This window comes from Emticicia aquatilis (genome assembly GCF_014644295.1).
GTDB lineage: Bacteria > Bacteroidota > Bacteroidia > Cytophagales > Spirosomataceae > Emticicia > Emticicia aquatilis.
Map to the genome: position 1 here is coordinate 137,160 of NZ_BMKK01000012.1, position 15,411 is coordinate 152,570.

Here is a 15,411-nt window from a genome sequence, read left to right on the forward strand (position 1 = left end):
TAGACGATTATAGTATATAAAAGACGCAAAATACTATATAAATTCTGAAGGAGATTTATAGCCGATGATATTGTCATTGGTATCAGTTTCAACGTTCTTGCAGTCCAAAATAAGGCTCTTTAATTGATTTTTTGCTCTTTGTACTCTTGATTTTGCACCAGAATGAGAAATATTCAAGTTTTCTGCTAACTCTATTTGTGAAAAGTTTTGAAAAGAAGTCAATAAAATAGATTTTTTATATTTTTCGGGCAAAAGACTAATTTTAAGATTGATACAACTACTTAATGCCTGATATAGGGGTTCTTCGTAAGCTTGCTCAGGAAAATCCAAATCTTCAATTTGAAAACTTGGTTTGTTTTCACGAAAATGGTCAGCAATAGCATTTCTTGTTATTTGATATACCCAAGAAGTAAGCTTAGTATAATCGTTAAGCCGATGGATATTCAAATGAATTTTCAGAAAAACTTCTTGAAGAATATCATTACTGTCATCAATATTTTTTACTTTATTCCTAATAAAGTTTTTCAACTCTTGGTGTAAATCTATCCATATTTCTTCAACAACCTTGTTCATACTACTTAGACTATTTATTGTAATTCAACAAAATTTTGTAAGATTTTTATTGTCAAATTTTATTTCTTCGCACCAAACTTACTTTCAGTTCCTTTGAGTAGGCGTTGAATATTCTGGCGGTGCATAACCGCTAAAATAATGAATATCAGCCAAGCAAAACCAATGGCATATTTATCGGCATAATCATTCCACAGATTGAAAGTCAACTGAATCGGAAAAGCCAATGCTCCGAGAATCGACCCCAACGACACATATTTGGTAGCAAATACAATAATCATAAAAACTACCATACAACCCAAAGCCGCCCAAGGAAAAGTGGCCACCAAAACGCCCATTGCAGTAGCCACGCCTTTACCGCCTCTAAATTGTGCAAAAATCGGAAAAATATGTCCAGCAATCACGGCTAAACCCATGATTAGAGGCAAAATGCTATCTGTTTCGGTTGAAAAAAGACATGCGGCTTTTACGGCTAAAAAACCCTTCAAAAAATCGACGATAAGAACAATGATACCGGCTTTTTTGCCAAGCGTACGAAGTGAATTGGTTGCCCCTGCATTTCCGCTTCCGTGCTGACGAACATCTACTCCATGAAAAATTTTACCGTACCAAACTGCTGTGGGAATTGAACCTGCTAAATAGGCGAAAATAGTGCTAAAAATCATTAAGGTCATTTGTTGATGTTGATAGGATGGCAAAATTACACAAAATTGTGATATTTCGTGTTAGTCCCACAACAAAAAACACATAAGATACTGACAAACAGCAACTTATGTGTTTTATATTTTATTTAAAATTGTATATTTTCAAACATTTCTATACTAAAATAGCAGTAAATTCAGAAATTAATACCACTATTTTATAGACATTACATACGTGTTACGCCCTTGCGTTTGAGAGCTAAATCATGGGCAGTATCGTAGTATGAACGTAGGTTTGTCCAGTCGAAAATTTCGGAGATATTTTCAACACGATTACGCTGCATGATACGGTCACGACGATTCATAGTTACGAATTTATACAAAATCTCGGCCAGTTGGTCGGCGGCTTTATCGAAGTTTTTAGTCTTACGATTGACCACATAAACTCCTACATTATCGTAGTCTTTCATTAATTGCATGATGAAATCTCCGAAACCTGATAAATCACTCGTCACGGTCGGGATTCCTCGTACTACGCACTCAAGTGGCGTATAACCCCAAGGCTCATAATAACTCGGAAATACGCCCAAATGACAACCACGCACAAACTGACTATATTCCATACCAAAAAGTGGATTGGTTGGCGAAATAAAATCTGGGTGATACACAAATTTTACTCGGTCTTGCTCGTGGTTGAGTAAATTGGTTTCTTTCAAATAATCGGTAATATCATCAGGTTGTTTGAGCAAGTGCGTTACGGTATGAGGTAGTTTTTTGGTTTTCCAAGTCTGAATCGTGCGACGCAAACGAAGTCTCCAATATTCATCCACAAATTCATTCAAATCAGGTAGATTCGGGTCATCGTTTGATGCCGAAGCGTGGAAAAGATGCTCACCAATTTGCTTTTCGATTGATTCGCAAGTCTGACGAATCTCCTCCATTACGGCTCTCGACTGCAAAACCTCGGGGTCAATCGAATGTACTGGATTTTTGGTGATGATAAACATCACAACTGTTGTATCAATACCCGCCTGTACGAGTTTGAAGTTGAGACGTTTGAGGGCTTCGAGCGTGAGGTCATAACCTTTGTTGCGGAATTCATAACGCCCCGAAGTAAAGAAATAAAGTGTATTATCCAAATCCCACGAATAACTTTGGAAGAAATGCCCCATCACAAACTGATGGATTTTTTCTTTGTATTTCATGTGTAAATTTTGGAATTCGTGCGTAGCCGCAAAACGAGTTACATTCAGACCATTTGGTAAAATCAAATCGCACGTTCTTCCAAAAAACACCTCACATTCTTTGGCCGTTACATCACTCACGGTCGTAAGTACATGAGATTTTTGAGCAGCCAAACGTTCAATTTTCGCTTGGGCTTCGATTCCATAATTTTTGGCTTCAATATCCCAATCGTATCCCGATAGTTTTTCGTAGAAATCAGCCTCGTTTCCTGCGATATAACGCCCCAACATGGTTGCGTGAGTTGTGAAAACGGTTGAAATCGGCACGTTATCAGTGCGAATATCTATCAAGGCTGTTGCGGCCATCCACTCGTGGAAGTGAGCCACAATATCATTTTTATAGCCATAAGTTTCACCAAATTCTGTTAAAAATACACGAATCATTTCGCCGAGAGCAATTACTTGGTCAACGAGCGGCTCGGCATTAAGTGTAGAAATCTGATGTCTTTCCCACAGTTTAAATTTATAATCGTTAGTATTTTTTAGAAGAGCTTTAAAATCAAGTAATACAATTTTTGGCTTACCCGTCACAAGCCAACGACCATAATGAGCATCAAAGCCCATTTCTTGCATTTTCTTAACAGTCTTGCCAAACGGAGATTCGTCGAGGTCAGCGATAGGTTCAAACTCAATCATTGCCGTATTCGGGAAATATGGCCCAACGAGGCAATAATTTTCGCCCCACTCTTCTACCATCGAAGGTACTTTTGAGCGAATAACGGTGTAAATCCCCCCTACTTGGTTGCATACCTCCCAAGCTATTTCCATCAACATTGGCTTCTTTTGTTCGCGTGGCTTAATACTAATGGTTTCTTCTGATTCTTTCTTTAATTTTGCTTTGGTTGCCATGTTGCTTAAAAAAATGGTAAAACATAGGGTTGAATTAGCTTAAAAAATTTAACAATAGCAATAAAAAATTTAACTTTTCAAACAATACTGATTCAAAAAGTGGATTTTTAGAGTTTCTGCTATTTTTTGCATAAATTTCTCATAGCAAATCTATCATATTCGTCGGTTCATTCTATTAATATTAGGTTATTTTTTATGCCCAAACGCTCAAATTATTGGTTAGGAGCAGGATTAGTCTTTGGGGCAGCGTTTGGTTTTGCTTTAAAAGGAATCTTCATCAAATCGGCCTACGAGTACGGCATTGACACTATTTCGTTGCTTTCGCTTCGATTTTTGTTTTCGGTGCCGTTCTATATTTTCATTTTATCTCGGAAAAGAATCCAAGAAGAATCTCACCCACAAGTACCAACGATTACGTGGCTAAAACTCTTTGCGGTTGGGTTTGTGGGCTATTATGTTTCGGCGTATTTCAACCTCTTGGGTCTAAATTATATCACGGCCAGTTTAGAACGGATTTTACTCTTTGTCTATCCAACTTTTGTCCTGATTCTGCGAGCGATTTTGCTAAAAAAACGAATCACTCACCTACAATGGTTAGCTCTTGGTATTACGTATCTCGGAATCGTGTTGGCATTCTTGAAAAACTTTGACGCTCATCAGCAGAAAAACATCGGTTTAGGAGCTTTTTGGGTGATTCTAAGCGGATTTACTTATGCTTTTTATCTCATTAGTAGCGATGGTCTCATTGCCAAACTCGGCACAACCCGTTTTACTTCGTGGGTCATTATTTCGGCACTTTTCCCCACGCTCATTCATTGTTATATCGAAAATAGACTTGATATTTTTAATTTTCCGATACCTGTTTATATCATTTCGATGTCGATGGCCGTTTTCTCAACAGTTTTGCCAACATTTATGTTATCAGAGGGAATAAAACACGTGGGCTCGGGCAATGCTTCGATAATTGCGAGTATTGGACCGATTTTCACGATTTTTCTGGCAACGGCATTTTTGGGCGAAAACATCTGGCTCGAACAAATCATCGGAACGGTTTTCGTCTTAATCGGCGTATTTTTGATTAGTTGGAAAGGTAAAAAGTAAACATTGAGAGGTCAATACATATAAGAACTTATCATGAATCCACTTAATAACTAATCATTAACATTCAATCATTATATAATTACCACACAATTTGATTAATTTTGAAAGATTATTAGCAATATAACCCCAAAGAATGAAGTATTACATTATAATTTTTAGCCTATTATTTACGATAACTGCTTGTAGTAACGAAAACGAAAAAAAAACAATACAATTATCTGATACACAGGAGTTTAGAAAATACTGGTTTTCGAATAAAGCCGAAATCAGTAGCTATGGTTTACAGCAAGCCCAATACGGCAAGTTGAATCAAGGTGAAGCCATCATGGTATTTGTAAGTGAAGATTTTCGTCTGGATAAACAAGTAAAATTAGAGTCAGATTCTAAAGAGAATGCCACGCCTGTGCTGAAACTCAATTTTATTAAAAAGTTTATCACGGGTATTTACGATTATTCGATGTACACATCAGTTTTTACGCCCGTACAGACCAATACATTCCCTGCAACGCTCAAAGTAACGAACACCAACCAAGAGTGGTGTGGACAGAGTTTTTTACAACTCAATTATCATCAGAACGGCTATCAAGTGCTGGGTAAATCGTATTTTGAAGATGAGGTTTCGGAAGAATGTCACATTGATTATGCCATGCTCGAAGACGAGCTTTGGACAAAAATCAGATTATTACCCATCGAACAACTGCCCAAAGGTAATGTTTTGTTGGTTCCGAGCATGACATCGTTGCGTTTGCGTCATAAAAAAGTATTAGCCGAAATGACACAAATTAATCTCGAACCCTATAAAGGCGACTCGACATTTAAAGGCAAAGATTTGATGGATTATCAAATCAGATTCCCTGAAAGTAAACGAGATTTAAGAATCATTTTCGAGAAAGGATTTCCACACCAAATTATAGGCTGGGAAGATACCTATGAAGTAAGAAAAAAGAGACTAACGTCGAGAGCAATCCTGAAAGCAACCATTCAAAATGCTTATTGGGAGAAAAATACGCCCGCTGATACCAATTATAGAAAACTTTTAAAGTTGAAATATTGAACGTGTAATTTTGTATAAGGTCTGCACCGAAGGTCTGACCGAAAACGCAGATAAAAGCATTTTTTATTTAGGCTCACAGCCCATTAACAGTAATTTGATGAAAAAGCCCAATGTCTTTTACTTTCTTATCTCTTTATCATTAATAGCACTTCTTGCTTCATGCGGAGAAAAAAAAGCCCAGAAAACCGAAAACAAAGCTGATAGTCCAGCCATTCATACGCTTATTTTCATTGATAAAACTGCCAGTGTTGATGTATCAAAGCCTTTTGTGGCTCAAAAATACCAACAGGCACTCAATAGCATTATCGAAGAGAACGTAAGGAAATCGGGCGATAAATTTGAGATTTATTACATTCACGAAAATACTGCCAAAGGGCGTTGTTTGTCGCTCACCTGCCGCACCGAAATGGAAGACACCGAAGGCATGAATGCAACCGACTTAGAGGCTATCAAGACTTCGTACGACTTATCTATCAGAAAAGAACGCACCTTCGTAATCAAACAAGCGTTGGCACGCCTCAATGCTCAAAACGATAATGCTTCTAATCGAGAAACAAATATCTTGGCAAGTATTCCAGTAATTGCCAAAGCCTCAGAATCGGGAGCGGTTGTAAAGGTATATTATTTAAGTGATATGGTTGAAAGTGTAAAAAATGGCCGAGATTTTCAGATAAAACCACCAAAAGACGATTCGGAAGCCGAAGCATGGGCAAAAGCAGATGCCGAAAAATATAAAGATTTAGCCTTAAATGGCCCCGATGTTTCGATGATTTTACCATTCGAACCAACAAGTTCAATCAAAGAAAATAATCCAACAATTACATTTTATTGGTCGAAATTATTTGAGAATTTGGGCGTAATGAGTGTGCAAGAGTTGTAAAGCAAAGATTTTATTTAGCCCAACTCATGAGGATTGATGTATTCAAGATTGGTTATGTTTTGGAAATCTTTTGTATTTCTTGTTAATATGACCAAATCGTACACTAATGCGGTTGCAGCAATTAGGGCATCTCCTAACTTCAGTTTTTTATAGGTTTTGCGGAGATGAATTGCTTTATCGGCAACAATATCATCTACATATAGAATATTAGCATACATCAAGAAGTCGGCAATCTTTTGCATTTCAAGAGGGTCTCCATTAAAACCTAACACCTCTATCTTTACGATAATAGAGATATTCAGCTCAATATCAATTATTTTATCCATCTCAAAAGCTGCCGCTTGTGGAAGTTTATCTCCCACAAAGTCGATTATTGCATTTGTGTCTAAGATATATTTCTTTCCCATTCTGTTCTTGCTTTCTCAGAGTATAGAAGTAAATCATCGGCGGTTTTTTGAGAAATTGCCCCTCTAAAACTTGATGGCTTTAACTTCTTACTTGGCTTCTTAGGATTTTCTAAAGACTTTAAATCCTGATGCTTTGCGACAATCATATTCCATTCTTCAATAGGTATAACCACAGCTGTGTGATTACCTTCGGTATCAGAAAGATATTGTAAGTCCATAATTATAAAACGTTTACTTTTACGAAGAATTATACAAATATAGAAAATCCAAACCACTTATTGATATTTTACTTGGGTAAACAAAAAACGGCGATACATCTTTCGATATATCGCCGCCTTTGTATATAAGAAACTAATAATCTTACTGTGCTTTCAAAGCTTCTGCACCACCAACAATCTCCAAGATTTCGTTAGTAATGGCTGCCTGACGACTACGGTTGTACTCAATTTTCAAAGTACGTAGTAATTCGTTAGCGTTGTCAGTTGCTTTGTCCATTGCAGTCATTCTGGCTCCGTGTTCCGACGCATTCGAGTCAAGAACTGCCTTAAATACTTGCATTTTGATAGCTTTTGGCATCAATTCTAATACAATTTCTTCTTCCGATGGTTCAAAGATATAATCTGTTTTACCAGCATTTGAATTATCATTTTTCTTTTCAACCAAAGGCAACATTTGCTCTGCACGAATAATCTGTGTAGCAGCATTTTTGAATTCGTTGAAAATAATCTCAACTACATCGTATTTACCTTCTGTAAATGCTTCCATTACTTGTTCGGCAGCCTGACGAGCAGTTGCGAAATTCAAGCGTTGGAAAATATCCATGTATTCAGCATTTACTTTAAAGCCACGTTTTTGTAGAGACTCTCCACCTTTTTTACCTAAAGGCATGATTTCTACTTTTCCTTTAGCAGCCTGAGAAGCATATTTTTCTTGAATAAGAGCCAATGTAGCTTTCACAACGTTTGAGTTGAAAGCACCACAAAGACCTCTATCCGAAGTCACAACAATGATTAATACATTCTCAACTGGGCGTACCTTAGTGTACGGACTTGTTGCTCCAACCTCCGTATTAGCCGAAACCGTCGAAATCAATTCATTCAACTTAGTAGCATACGGACGCATCTGAGTAATGGCATCTTGAGCACGACGAAGTTTCGCCGCCGATACCATTTTCATTGCTTTGGTAATCTGTGTTGTAGAGTTTACCGAAACAATTCTATTTCTTACTTCTTTTAATGAAGCCATCTTTTTAATTAATTAAGAATTAAAAATTGAGAATTAAAAATGAAGGTAGAATATTTCCTTATTCTCAATTCTCAATTCTCAATTCTACATTCTTAATTGTATTAAGCGTATTTCTCTGCTAATTCTTTACCAACTTTCTTGATGATAGCCGTGATGTCATCATCTAATTTACCAGCCGCAAGCTTCGTGATAACTTCTGGATTTTGAGCTTTCAATAATAAAATAAATTCGTTTTCAAACGCTTTTACTTTGCTTACATCAACTTTATCCATTACACCATTGATTGAAGCATAGATGATTGCAACTTGCTCACCAACTGGAGTTGGAGAGAATTGAGCTTGCTTCAAAATCTCTTGGTTTTTACGACCACGGTCGATAGTCAATTTTGTAGAAGCATCAAGGTCAGAACCGAACTTCGCAAACGCTTCCAATTCACGGAATTGTGCTTGGTCAAGTTTCAATGTACCTGCTACTTTCTTCATTGACTTGATTTGAGCATTACCACCCACACGTGATACCGAGATACCTACGTTAATCGCTGGACGAATACCTGCGTTGAACAAGTTAGACTCCAAGAAGATTTGACCGTCAGTAATTGAGATTACGTTAGTCGGGATATATGCAGAAACGTCACCCGCTTGAGTTTCGATAATCGGAAGGGCTGTTAATGAACCACCACCTTTTACTTTACCTTTCAATGAAGGTGGTAAGTCGTTCATGTTGCTTGCAATCGAATCATCAGAACTGATTTTCGCAGCACGCTCCAACAAACGACTATGTAAGTAGAATACGTCACCTGGGTAAGCCTCACGACCTGGCGGACGACGAAGCAACAATGATACCTCACGGTAAGCAACTGCTTGTTTCGATAAGTCATCGTAGATAACCAATGCAGGACGACCAGTATCACGGAAATACTCACCGATGGCTGCACCCGTAAACGGAGCAAAGAATTGCATCGGAGACGGGTCAGAAGCACCCGCATTTACGATAACTGTGTAATCCATTGCACCATACTTGCGAAGTGTTTGCTCAACAGCTTTTACAGTAGAAGCTTTTTGTCCACAAGCTACATAGATACAATATACAGGCTCGCCTTTGTCGTAAAACTCTTTTTGGTTGATGATGGCATCAATACAAACCGCTGTTTTACCAGTTTGACGGTCACCGATAACCAACTCACGTTGTCCACGACCGATTGGAATCATGGCGTCAATTGATTTGATACCTGTTTGCAAAGGCTCAGTTACAGGCTGACGATAGATAACACCCGGTGCTTTACGCTCCAAAGGCATTTCAAAAGTTTCACCTTCAATTGGGCCATTACCGTCGATAGGTTCTGCCAAAGTATTTACAACACGACCTACGATACCTTCACCTACTTTTACAGAGGCGATTTCTCCCGTACGTTTTACTGTTGCTCCTTCTTTGATACCCGTCGAGTCGCCTAATAATACCGCACCTACGTTGTCTTCTTCGAGGTTAAGTGCTAAGGCTTTTAAGCCGTTTTCAAATGCCAGCAATTCACCGGCTTGAACTTTTGATAAACCGTATATACGTGCTACACCGTCGCCGATTTGTAGCACTGTACCAACTTCTTCGAGTTCGGCTTCGGTTCTTGCACCTGCCAATTGCTCACGCAGGATTGCCGAAACTTCGTCTGGTCTAACTGATGCCATATAATTTTTTTGATGAGTTTTGAATGTAATTTTGAAAAAACGTGTGCTGTACTCTTGCTTTTTCGGGTGCAAAATTACGATACGATTTTCACAATTCCGATATTTTGCTTAAAAAAAGATTAAAAATGTAGGATTATTTTTAGAATTTGGCAGCCTAAGAGCAAGCTTTTGGATAAAAAATTGACAACTTTGCAAAAGTTGTCAATTTTAAGAGCTTTTTTTGGCATCTTTGCCGAAAATTAACTTATTCAAAACCGAAGCGGTTTTTGCTATTTTAAAGATGAAAAATATTGATGTTTGCCTAACTCCCGATTTACTACACCTTCATAATATTGACAACACGATTGTGATTGTCACCGATATTTTCAGAGCTACATCTTGTATGGTTACGGGCTTTGCCTATGGTGTAAAAGCCATCATTCCTGTCGAAACCGTAGAAGAATGCCAAGCTCTACAAGCCAAAGGTTTTATTGCAGCGGCCGAACGTAATGCTCAAAAAGTTGATGGATTTGAACTTGATAACTCGCCGTTTAGCTATATGGATGAAAAACTCATCGGCGAAAAAATAGCAATGACGACTACTAACGGTACTTACTCAATTTCAAAAGCTAAAAGTTCGGCCGTAAAAGTTTTGGTGGGTGCATTCTTAAATCTAAATGCGATTGTTGAATACCTAAAAACTCAACCCTACGATGTATTGGTGCTTTGTGCTGGTTGGAAAGGTCGCACGAATTTGGAAGATACACTCTTTGCAGGTGCTTTGGTAGATGCGGTGCAAAACGAATATTTTGTGGCTGAAGATAGTGCAATTATGTCTATGAGACTATATCAACAAGCCAAAGATGATATGTTGGGTTATTTAGCAAATTCATCGCACATTCGTCGTTTGCAACGCTTGGGCATCAACAAAGATATTAGCTATTGCTTACAACGTGATTTGTATGATGTGGTGCCTGTGCTACGTGGGAATGAGTTGGTGAATATGTAGGATTTTGTCTTTGAGAATAATGAGAGATAAATAGAAAAGTAAAAAATGCGAGAACAAGATTTCCCCTCCTTTGAAAGGAGGGGAAACTTTATTACTCGGCATAAACAAACGACCTTCATCAAAATGAAACTAAAATTCCATATCCTTACGCTGCAAATGCGGCACACATTTACGATTGCACATGGCTCGCGAGACGATATTGATGCCTTCATCGTAGAACTTCAAGATGGCGACCTCAGTGGTTACGGAGAAGCGACTCCGATTCCTTATTATGGTGTTACTGCCGAAGGCATGAGAGACAAACTCGCTGAATATCAGAGCATTATCGAAAATTACGATTTGCAAAGTCCCGAAGATTTTTGGGCATTTATGTATCCGTATTTGAAAGATGATTCGTTTGCTCATTGTGCGTTAGACATGGCTGCGTGGGATTTATGGGGCAAAAAACAAGGCAAACCTCTTTACGAAATTTGGGGACTCGACACCAAGAAAGCACCCTATTCCAACTATACGATTGGCATTGATACCATTGAGAAAATGGTTGAAAAAATGCAAGAATTTGATTTCCCGATATACAAAATCAAGCTTGGTACCGACCACGATGTAGAGATTGTCCGTGAACTCCGCAAACACACTGATGCACTTTTTAGAGTTGATGCCAACTGTGCTTGGGGAGTAGAAGAAACGATTGAAAACTCAAAGGCTTTTGCCGAATTGGGCGTTGAGTTTATCGAACAACCCATGCAAAAAGACGATTACGAGCCAATGCTGGAAGTAATGGCAGGTTCGGTATTGCCTCTCATCGCCGACGAAAGTTGTATAGTAGAAGCAGATGTAAAAAAATGCGTTGGAAAATTTGACGGTGTGAATGTAAAATTGGCAAAGTGCGGCGGAATCACGCCAGCCTTACGCATGATTGCCGAAGCCCGCAGTCTTGGCTTACAAGTAATGTGTGGCTGCATGACCGAAACAAGCATTGGTATTTCGGCAATTGGGCAACTTGCACCTTTGCTTGATTATGTAGATATGGATGGCTCGATTCTGATTTCAAACGACCCTGCAACGGGGGTTTACCTTGACAAAGGAAAGCCAGTTTATCCGAAAGTAAATGGAACAGGGGCCGTTTTACTCAACACGCCAAACGCATCATAAAGCACTAATAATTAACAACTTGTATTCTAACTTTTGCAAAACTCTTTAAAAACCTATTAATTCGATGAGAGTCGTTATCAAATCATTGATGCTATTTGTGATTATACAAATAAGTACACAGTTAGTTTTTTCACAAAACTTTATAAAGTATGACCTCAAATGGGGCGAAAAAATACCTATGCGTGATGGAGTAAAGCTAAATGCAACGCTTTATTTACCAAAAGATTTGAAAGAAAAACAACCTGTTATCATTTGTTTAACTCCTTACATAAGTGACGGCTACCATGCAAGGGGCAAGTATTTTGCTGAAAATGGTTTTGTCTATGCCATTGTTGATTGCAGGGGGAGGGGCAACTCAGAGGGCAACTTTAATCCTTTTATTCAAGAAGCAAAAGACGGATATGATTTAGTAGAATACTTTGCCAAGCAACCGTATTGCAACGAGAAAGTTGCGATGTGGGGCGGGTCATACTCAGGCTATAATCAATGGGCTACTGCAAAAGAATTTCCTCCGCATCTCTCCACCATAGTACCTGGGGCGTCTGTATTTCCAGGAATTGACTATCCAAACCCGAATAACATTTTCATGTCGTACATGATTGCATGGCTAACTTATACCAGTGGAAAAACAGGAAACAACACTATTTTTGGAGATGATAGTTTTTGGTCGAATAAGTACGCTGATATGTACCAAAAACACTTACCATTCGAGCAGCTGGATAAAATTGTAGGCAATGAAACCACTGTATTTCAGACTTGGCTCGCTCATCCAACCTATGATGATTACTGGAAAAGTATGAATCCTAAAATAGAGGATTATCAGAAAATGAATATTCCGATATTAACCATCACAGGACATTATGATGCAGACCAACAGGGTGCATTAACATTTTATGAAAACTTTATGAAATATGCTTCAACCGAAGCAAAAAATAAGCATTTCTTAATCATTGGGCCTTATGACCACCCTGGTACTCGTACTCCGAAAGAAGCATTTGGAGGGCTAAAGTTTGGTAAAGAAAGCATGTTGGATATGAATAAGCTACACAAAGAATGGTATGAATATACTATGAAAAATGGCCCAAAACCAAGTTTCTTAAAAGACAAAGTAGCTTATTATGTGATGGGAGATGAAAAATGGAAGTATGTAGAAAGTCTTGAAAAAATAGCAACCCATCAAAAAAGCCTTTTCTTAGATTCGGACGGTAACGCAAATGATGTTTTATCGGGTGCTAAGCTTTCAGAAAATATTGCCAATAAATCTTCAATGGATAAAATTGTTTATAATCCACTTGATATAAGCAAAGGTTTAGAAAGCTGGAAAAATGATGAACCAAATTATATGAAAGACCAATTTACGGCCTATAGATTAGGGAATGAAGCCGTAATTTATCATTCTGCACCTTTTGAAGATTCGACTGAAATATCGGGAGGTGTTGAAGTAAAACTATACATTTCAGCCGATGTTCCAGACACCGATTTGATGATTTCGTTATATGAACTTACCACTAAAGGAGAAGCGATATACCTGACTTCTGACCAATTAAGGCTTCGATACCGTGAATCTCTCGAACAAGAAACGTTGATGCAAGCAGGCAAGGTCTATGAATGTGTGTTTGACGATTTTCGCTTTTTTTCAAAAAAGATAGCAAAATCGAGTCGCTTACGACTTATCATCGAAACCAATAACCTGCCTGAAAATCAGAAAAACTATAATAGTGGTGGAAATGTGAGTGCAGAAACGGCAAAAGACTCAAAGATTGCCCACATCAATATTCATCATGATGCAAAGTTTCAAAGTAGAATCATTTTACCGATTGTAAAAAAGTAGCTTTAAAACTCATTTAATACAATCACACTTGACTCGGCGGTATTACTAATGTTTCCTGCTCGGTCTTTGATAGTTACTTGAAACTTCAACGAATCTTTTACGGGCGTAAAAGGCTGAGGGAAATCTATCGAATAGTCAATCGTACCTTCGATTGGACCAACTTTTCCATCGGTTTTGAGACGAGGAAAATAACCTGAATAAGGCACAGAAGGTATAAATTCCGTAAAAACACCTTTCTTTTTACGGAATATTCTGATAATATAGTTGTAATCATTTTTTACCTCAGCAGCGGCTTTTTCTTTTTCGTTTAAGCCTAAATCTCCGTCACCATCCTGAAACTTAATGGTCAGGATAACAGAATCTTTCTTTGAACCGGCAAATTGGTCGATTCTGATTTCTTTTTTCAAAGTTTTAAACTCAATGTTGGGTTTTACATCAAATGTTGTTTCTTTATAACAACCTATTAATGAGCCTATTGCAATCAATATGAGAAATCCTGAAACCTTTTTCATCGTAATTATGTAATTTTGATTAGTCCACGGTCAATAGACAAAAGTCCACAATTAGTTTTTATGGACTATCAACCGAGGTCTGTCGACTATTTTCTGCTAATTTAGTAAAAATTATAAAATTTTCAATGAGTATTCGTGACGAACTAAAATCGGCGGTTTTACAATTGGGCGACACCTCTATAAGACCTCATGATTTTGAAGAATTAGCTTTAGAAATCTTTCGCTTTCAAGCTACCACCAATTACACTTACAAAGAATACTTGAGTTTTCTGAATGTAAATCCTACGCAAGTTAGTCGTCTGGAGAAAATACCGTTCTTACCGATTCAGTTTTTCAAACACCATAAAATTGTATCTGATGCCGCTCCTACTCAGGTGATTTTTGAAAGTAGCGGCACAACTGGCGACACCACAAGCAAACACTTAGTGAGCGATTTGCCTTTCTACGAATATGTTAGTCAGCGAATCTTCGAGCAGTTCTATGGCCCCTTAAGCGACTTCCATATTTTGGCTTTGCTTCCCTCTTACCTTGAACGAAATAATTCGTCTTTGGTGTATATGGTGCAGAGTTTTATTTATCGTACTTATTCGAGAGAATCAGGTTTTTATCTGAAAAATACTTCTGAACTCATTCAACAACTCCGACAGCTATCTAACCAAAATTCAAAGCGAAAGGTTTTGTTGATTGGGGTGACTTTTGCTTTACTCGATTTGGCCGAATCGGGCGAAGATTTATCTTTTATGGAAAAACTGAAAGATAGATTGATTGTGATGGAAACGGGTGGAATGAAAGGCCGACGCAAGGAGCTTATGCGTGAAGAAGTACATGAGATTCTGACCTCAGCTTTTGGAATTGAGAAAATTCACTCGGAATACGGAATGACCGAACTCCTCTCGCAAGGATACTCGAAAGGTGATGGCATTTTTGAATTGCCTCAGACCATGAAAATTTTATTACGAGAAATCAACGACCCATTTAAAATCATTTCGACCGTAAACTACACCAATCAGCACGAACGAACACTCATTCGGGGCGGTATCAACGTAGTTGACTTGGCAAATATTGACTCTTGTTGTTTTATAGAAACCCAAGATTTAGGGGCTTATAACACTGAAAATCAATCATTTAGTATTATTGGGCGTTTTGATAATTCGGATATTCGGGGCTGTAATCTGATGGTGGTTTAAGATATAAATAATATAATCAACAGAATCTTACTCTACCATCTTGGCATCTACAAAAAGGCTTGTATATTTAG

The 15,411-nt window shown here is 38.0% G+C and carries 15 protein-coding genes; 7 read left to right on the forward strand and 8 right to left on the reverse strand.

Annotation, left to right across the window (positions count from 1 at the left end; genetic code table 11):
• Positions 1-33 precede the first annotated feature (33 nt).
• The 3 genes from IEX65_RS23145 to IEX65_RS23155 form a co-directional block, all read right to left on the reverse strand.
• Positions 34-573 carry a sigma-70 family RNA polymerase sigma factor gene (locus IEX65_RS23145; protein WP_188769831.1) on the reverse strand — a complete coding sequence of 180 codons (540 nt, stop codon included), beginning with the start codon at positions 571-573 and terminating at the stop codon, positions 34-36.
• 59 nt (positions 574-632) lie between these two features.
• Positions 633-1,244: a glycerol-3-phosphate 1-O-acyltransferase PlsY gene (plsY, locus tag IEX65_RS23150; RefSeq protein WP_229250850.1), complete on the reverse strand. Its 612-nt coding sequence runs from the start codon at positions 1,242-1,244 to the stop codon at positions 633-635.
• A gap of 194 nt (positions 1,245-1,438) precedes the next feature.
• On the reverse strand, positions 1,439-3,229 hold the full coding sequence (locus IEX65_RS23155; protein ID WP_374757863.1) for a glycosyltransferase family protein: 1,791 nt from the start codon (positions 3,227-3,229) through the stop codon (positions 1,439-1,441).
• Between the two features lie 270 nt (positions 3,230-3,499).
• On the opposite strand from IEX65_RS23155, the gene IEX65_RS23160 reads away from it, so the two are divergent.
• The 3 genes from IEX65_RS23160 (at position 3,500) to IEX65_RS23170 (ending at position 6,339) form a co-directional block, all read left to right on the forward strand.
• Positions 3,500-4,405, forward strand: coding sequence for a DMT family transporter (locus IEX65_RS23160; protein ID WP_188769836.1), 906 nt, complete (start codon positions 3,500-3,502; stop codon positions 4,403-4,405).
• 133 nt (positions 4,406-4,538) lie between these two features.
• Positions 4,539-5,459, forward strand: coding sequence for a hypothetical protein (locus IEX65_RS23165; RefSeq protein ID WP_188769838.1), 921 nt, complete (start codon positions 4,539-4,541; stop codon positions 5,457-5,459).
• A gap of 10 nt (positions 5,460-5,469) precedes the next feature.
• Complete coding sequence (locus IEX65_RS23170; RefSeq protein ID WP_229250852.1) at positions 5,470-6,339, forward strand: hypothetical protein; 870 nt, start codon at positions 5,470-5,472, stop codon at positions 6,337-6,339.
• Positions 6,340-6,353: 14 nt separating this feature from the next.
• On the opposite strand, the gene IEX65_RS23175 is transcribed toward IEX65_RS23170, so the two are convergent.
• The 4 genes from IEX65_RS23175 to atpA form a co-directional block, all read right to left on the reverse strand.
• On the reverse strand, positions 6,354-6,746 hold the full coding sequence (locus IEX65_RS23175) for a type II toxin-antitoxin system VapC family toxin (RefSeq protein ID WP_188769840.1): 393 nt from the start codon (positions 6,744-6,746) through the stop codon (positions 6,354-6,356).
• Positions 6,725-6,964: a hypothetical protein gene (locus tag IEX65_RS23180; protein WP_188769843.1), complete on the reverse strand. Its 240-nt coding sequence runs from the start codon at positions 6,962-6,964 to the stop codon at positions 6,725-6,727. Before IEX65_RS23180 ends, IEX65_RS23175 begins: the two co-directional genes overlap by 22 nt.
• Before the next feature lie 142 nt (positions 6,965-7,106).
• On the reverse strand, positions 7,107-7,991 hold the full coding sequence (gene atpG, locus IEX65_RS23185) for an ATP synthase F1 subunit gamma (protein ID WP_188769845.1): 885 nt from the start codon (positions 7,989-7,991) through the stop codon (positions 7,107-7,109).
• A 101-nt stretch (positions 7,992-8,092) separates the two neighbouring features.
• Positions 8,093-9,670, reverse strand: a complete 1,578-nt coding sequence (gene atpA, locus IEX65_RS23190; protein WP_188769847.1) for a F0F1 ATP synthase subunit alpha — start codon at positions 9,668-9,670, stop codon at positions 8,093-8,095.
• Positions 9,671-9,950: 280 nt separating this feature from the next.
• On the opposite strand from atpA, the gene IEX65_RS23195 reads away from it, so the two are divergent.
• The 3 genes from IEX65_RS23195 to IEX65_RS23205 all read left to right on the forward strand — a co-directional run bounded on the left by IEX65_RS23195 (position 9,951) and on the right by IEX65_RS23205 (position 13,641).
• Complete coding sequence (locus IEX65_RS23195; protein WP_188769849.1) at positions 9,951-10,658, forward strand: 2-phosphosulfolactate phosphatase; 708 nt, start codon at positions 9,951-9,953, stop codon at positions 10,656-10,658.
• 123 nt (positions 10,659-10,781) lie between these two features.
• Complete coding sequence (locus IEX65_RS23200) at positions 10,782-11,810, forward strand: dipeptide epimerase (RefSeq protein WP_188769853.1); 1,029 nt, start codon at positions 10,782-10,784, stop codon at positions 11,808-11,810.
• A gap of 64 nt (positions 11,811-11,874) precedes the next feature.
• Positions 11,875-13,641, forward strand: a complete 1,767-nt coding sequence (locus IEX65_RS23205; protein ID WP_188769854.1) for a CocE/NonD family hydrolase — start codon at positions 11,875-11,877, stop codon at positions 13,639-13,641.
• 2 nt (positions 13,642-13,643) lie between these two features.
• On the opposite strand, the gene IEX65_RS23210 is transcribed toward IEX65_RS23205, so the two are convergent.
• Positions 13,644-14,153, reverse strand: a complete 510-nt coding sequence (locus IEX65_RS23210) for a hypothetical protein (protein ID WP_188769857.1) — start codon at positions 14,151-14,153, stop codon at positions 13,644-13,646.
• A 125-nt stretch (positions 14,154-14,278) separates the two neighbouring features.
• Here IEX65_RS23210 and IEX65_RS23215 point away from each other — a divergent pair, with 125 nt between their 5' ends.
• Positions 14,279-15,340, forward strand: a complete 1,062-nt coding sequence (locus tag IEX65_RS23215; protein WP_188769859.1) for a LuxE/PaaK family acyltransferase — start codon at positions 14,279-14,281, stop codon at positions 15,338-15,340.
• The last annotated feature ends 71 nt before the right edge of the window (positions 15,341-15,411 follow it).

Coding starts and splice junctions, on each gene's coding strand:
- atpG (WP_188769845.1), bottom strand. CDS start 7,991: ATGGCTTCATTAAAAGAAGTAAGAAATAGAATTGTTTCGGTAAACTCT.
- IEX65_RS23165 (WP_188769838.1), top strand. CDS start 4,539: ATGAAGTATTACATTATAATTTTTAGCCTATTATTTACGATAACTGCT.
- IEX65_RS23195 (WP_188769849.1), top strand. CDS start 9,951: ATGAAAAATATTGATGTTTGCCTAACTCCCGATTTACTACACCTTCAT.
- IEX65_RS23200 (WP_188769853.1), top strand. CDS start 10,782: ATGAAACTAAAATTCCATATCCTTACGCTGCAAATGCGGCACACATTT.
- IEX65_RS23210 (WP_188769857.1), bottom strand. CDS start 14,153: ATGAAAAAGGTTTCAGGATTTCTCATATTGATTGCAATAGGCTCATTA.
- plsY (WP_229250850.1), bottom strand. CDS start 1,244: ATGACCTTAATGATTTTTAGCACTATTTTCGCCTATTTAGCAGGTTCA.
- IEX65_RS23160 (WP_188769836.1), top strand. CDS start 3,500: ATGCCCAAACGCTCAAATTATTGGTTAGGAGCAGGATTAGTCTTTGGG.
- atpA (WP_188769847.1), bottom strand. CDS start 9,670: ATGGCATCAGTTAGACCAGACGAAGTTTCGGCAATCCTGCGTGAGCAA.
- IEX65_RS23180 (WP_188769843.1), bottom strand. CDS start 6,964: ATGGACTTACAATATCTTTCTGATACCGAAGGTAATCACACAGCTGTG.
- IEX65_RS23205 (WP_188769854.1), top strand. CDS start 11,875: ATGAGAGTCGTTATCAAATCATTGATGCTATTTGTGATTATACAAATA.
- IEX65_RS23145 (WP_188769831.1), bottom strand. CDS start 573: ATGAACAAGGTTGTTGAAGAAATATGGATAGATTTACACCAAGAGTTG.
- IEX65_RS23155 (WP_374757863.1), bottom strand. CDS start 3,229: ATGTTGATGGAAATAGCTTGGGAGGTATGCAACCAAGTAGGGGGGATT.
- IEX65_RS23175 (WP_188769840.1), bottom strand. CDS start 6,746: ATGGGAAAGAAATATATCTTAGACACAAATGCAATAATCGACTTTGTG.
- IEX65_RS23215 (WP_188769859.1), top strand. CDS start 14,279: ATGAGTATTCGTGACGAACTAAAATCGGCGGTTTTACAATTGGGCGAC.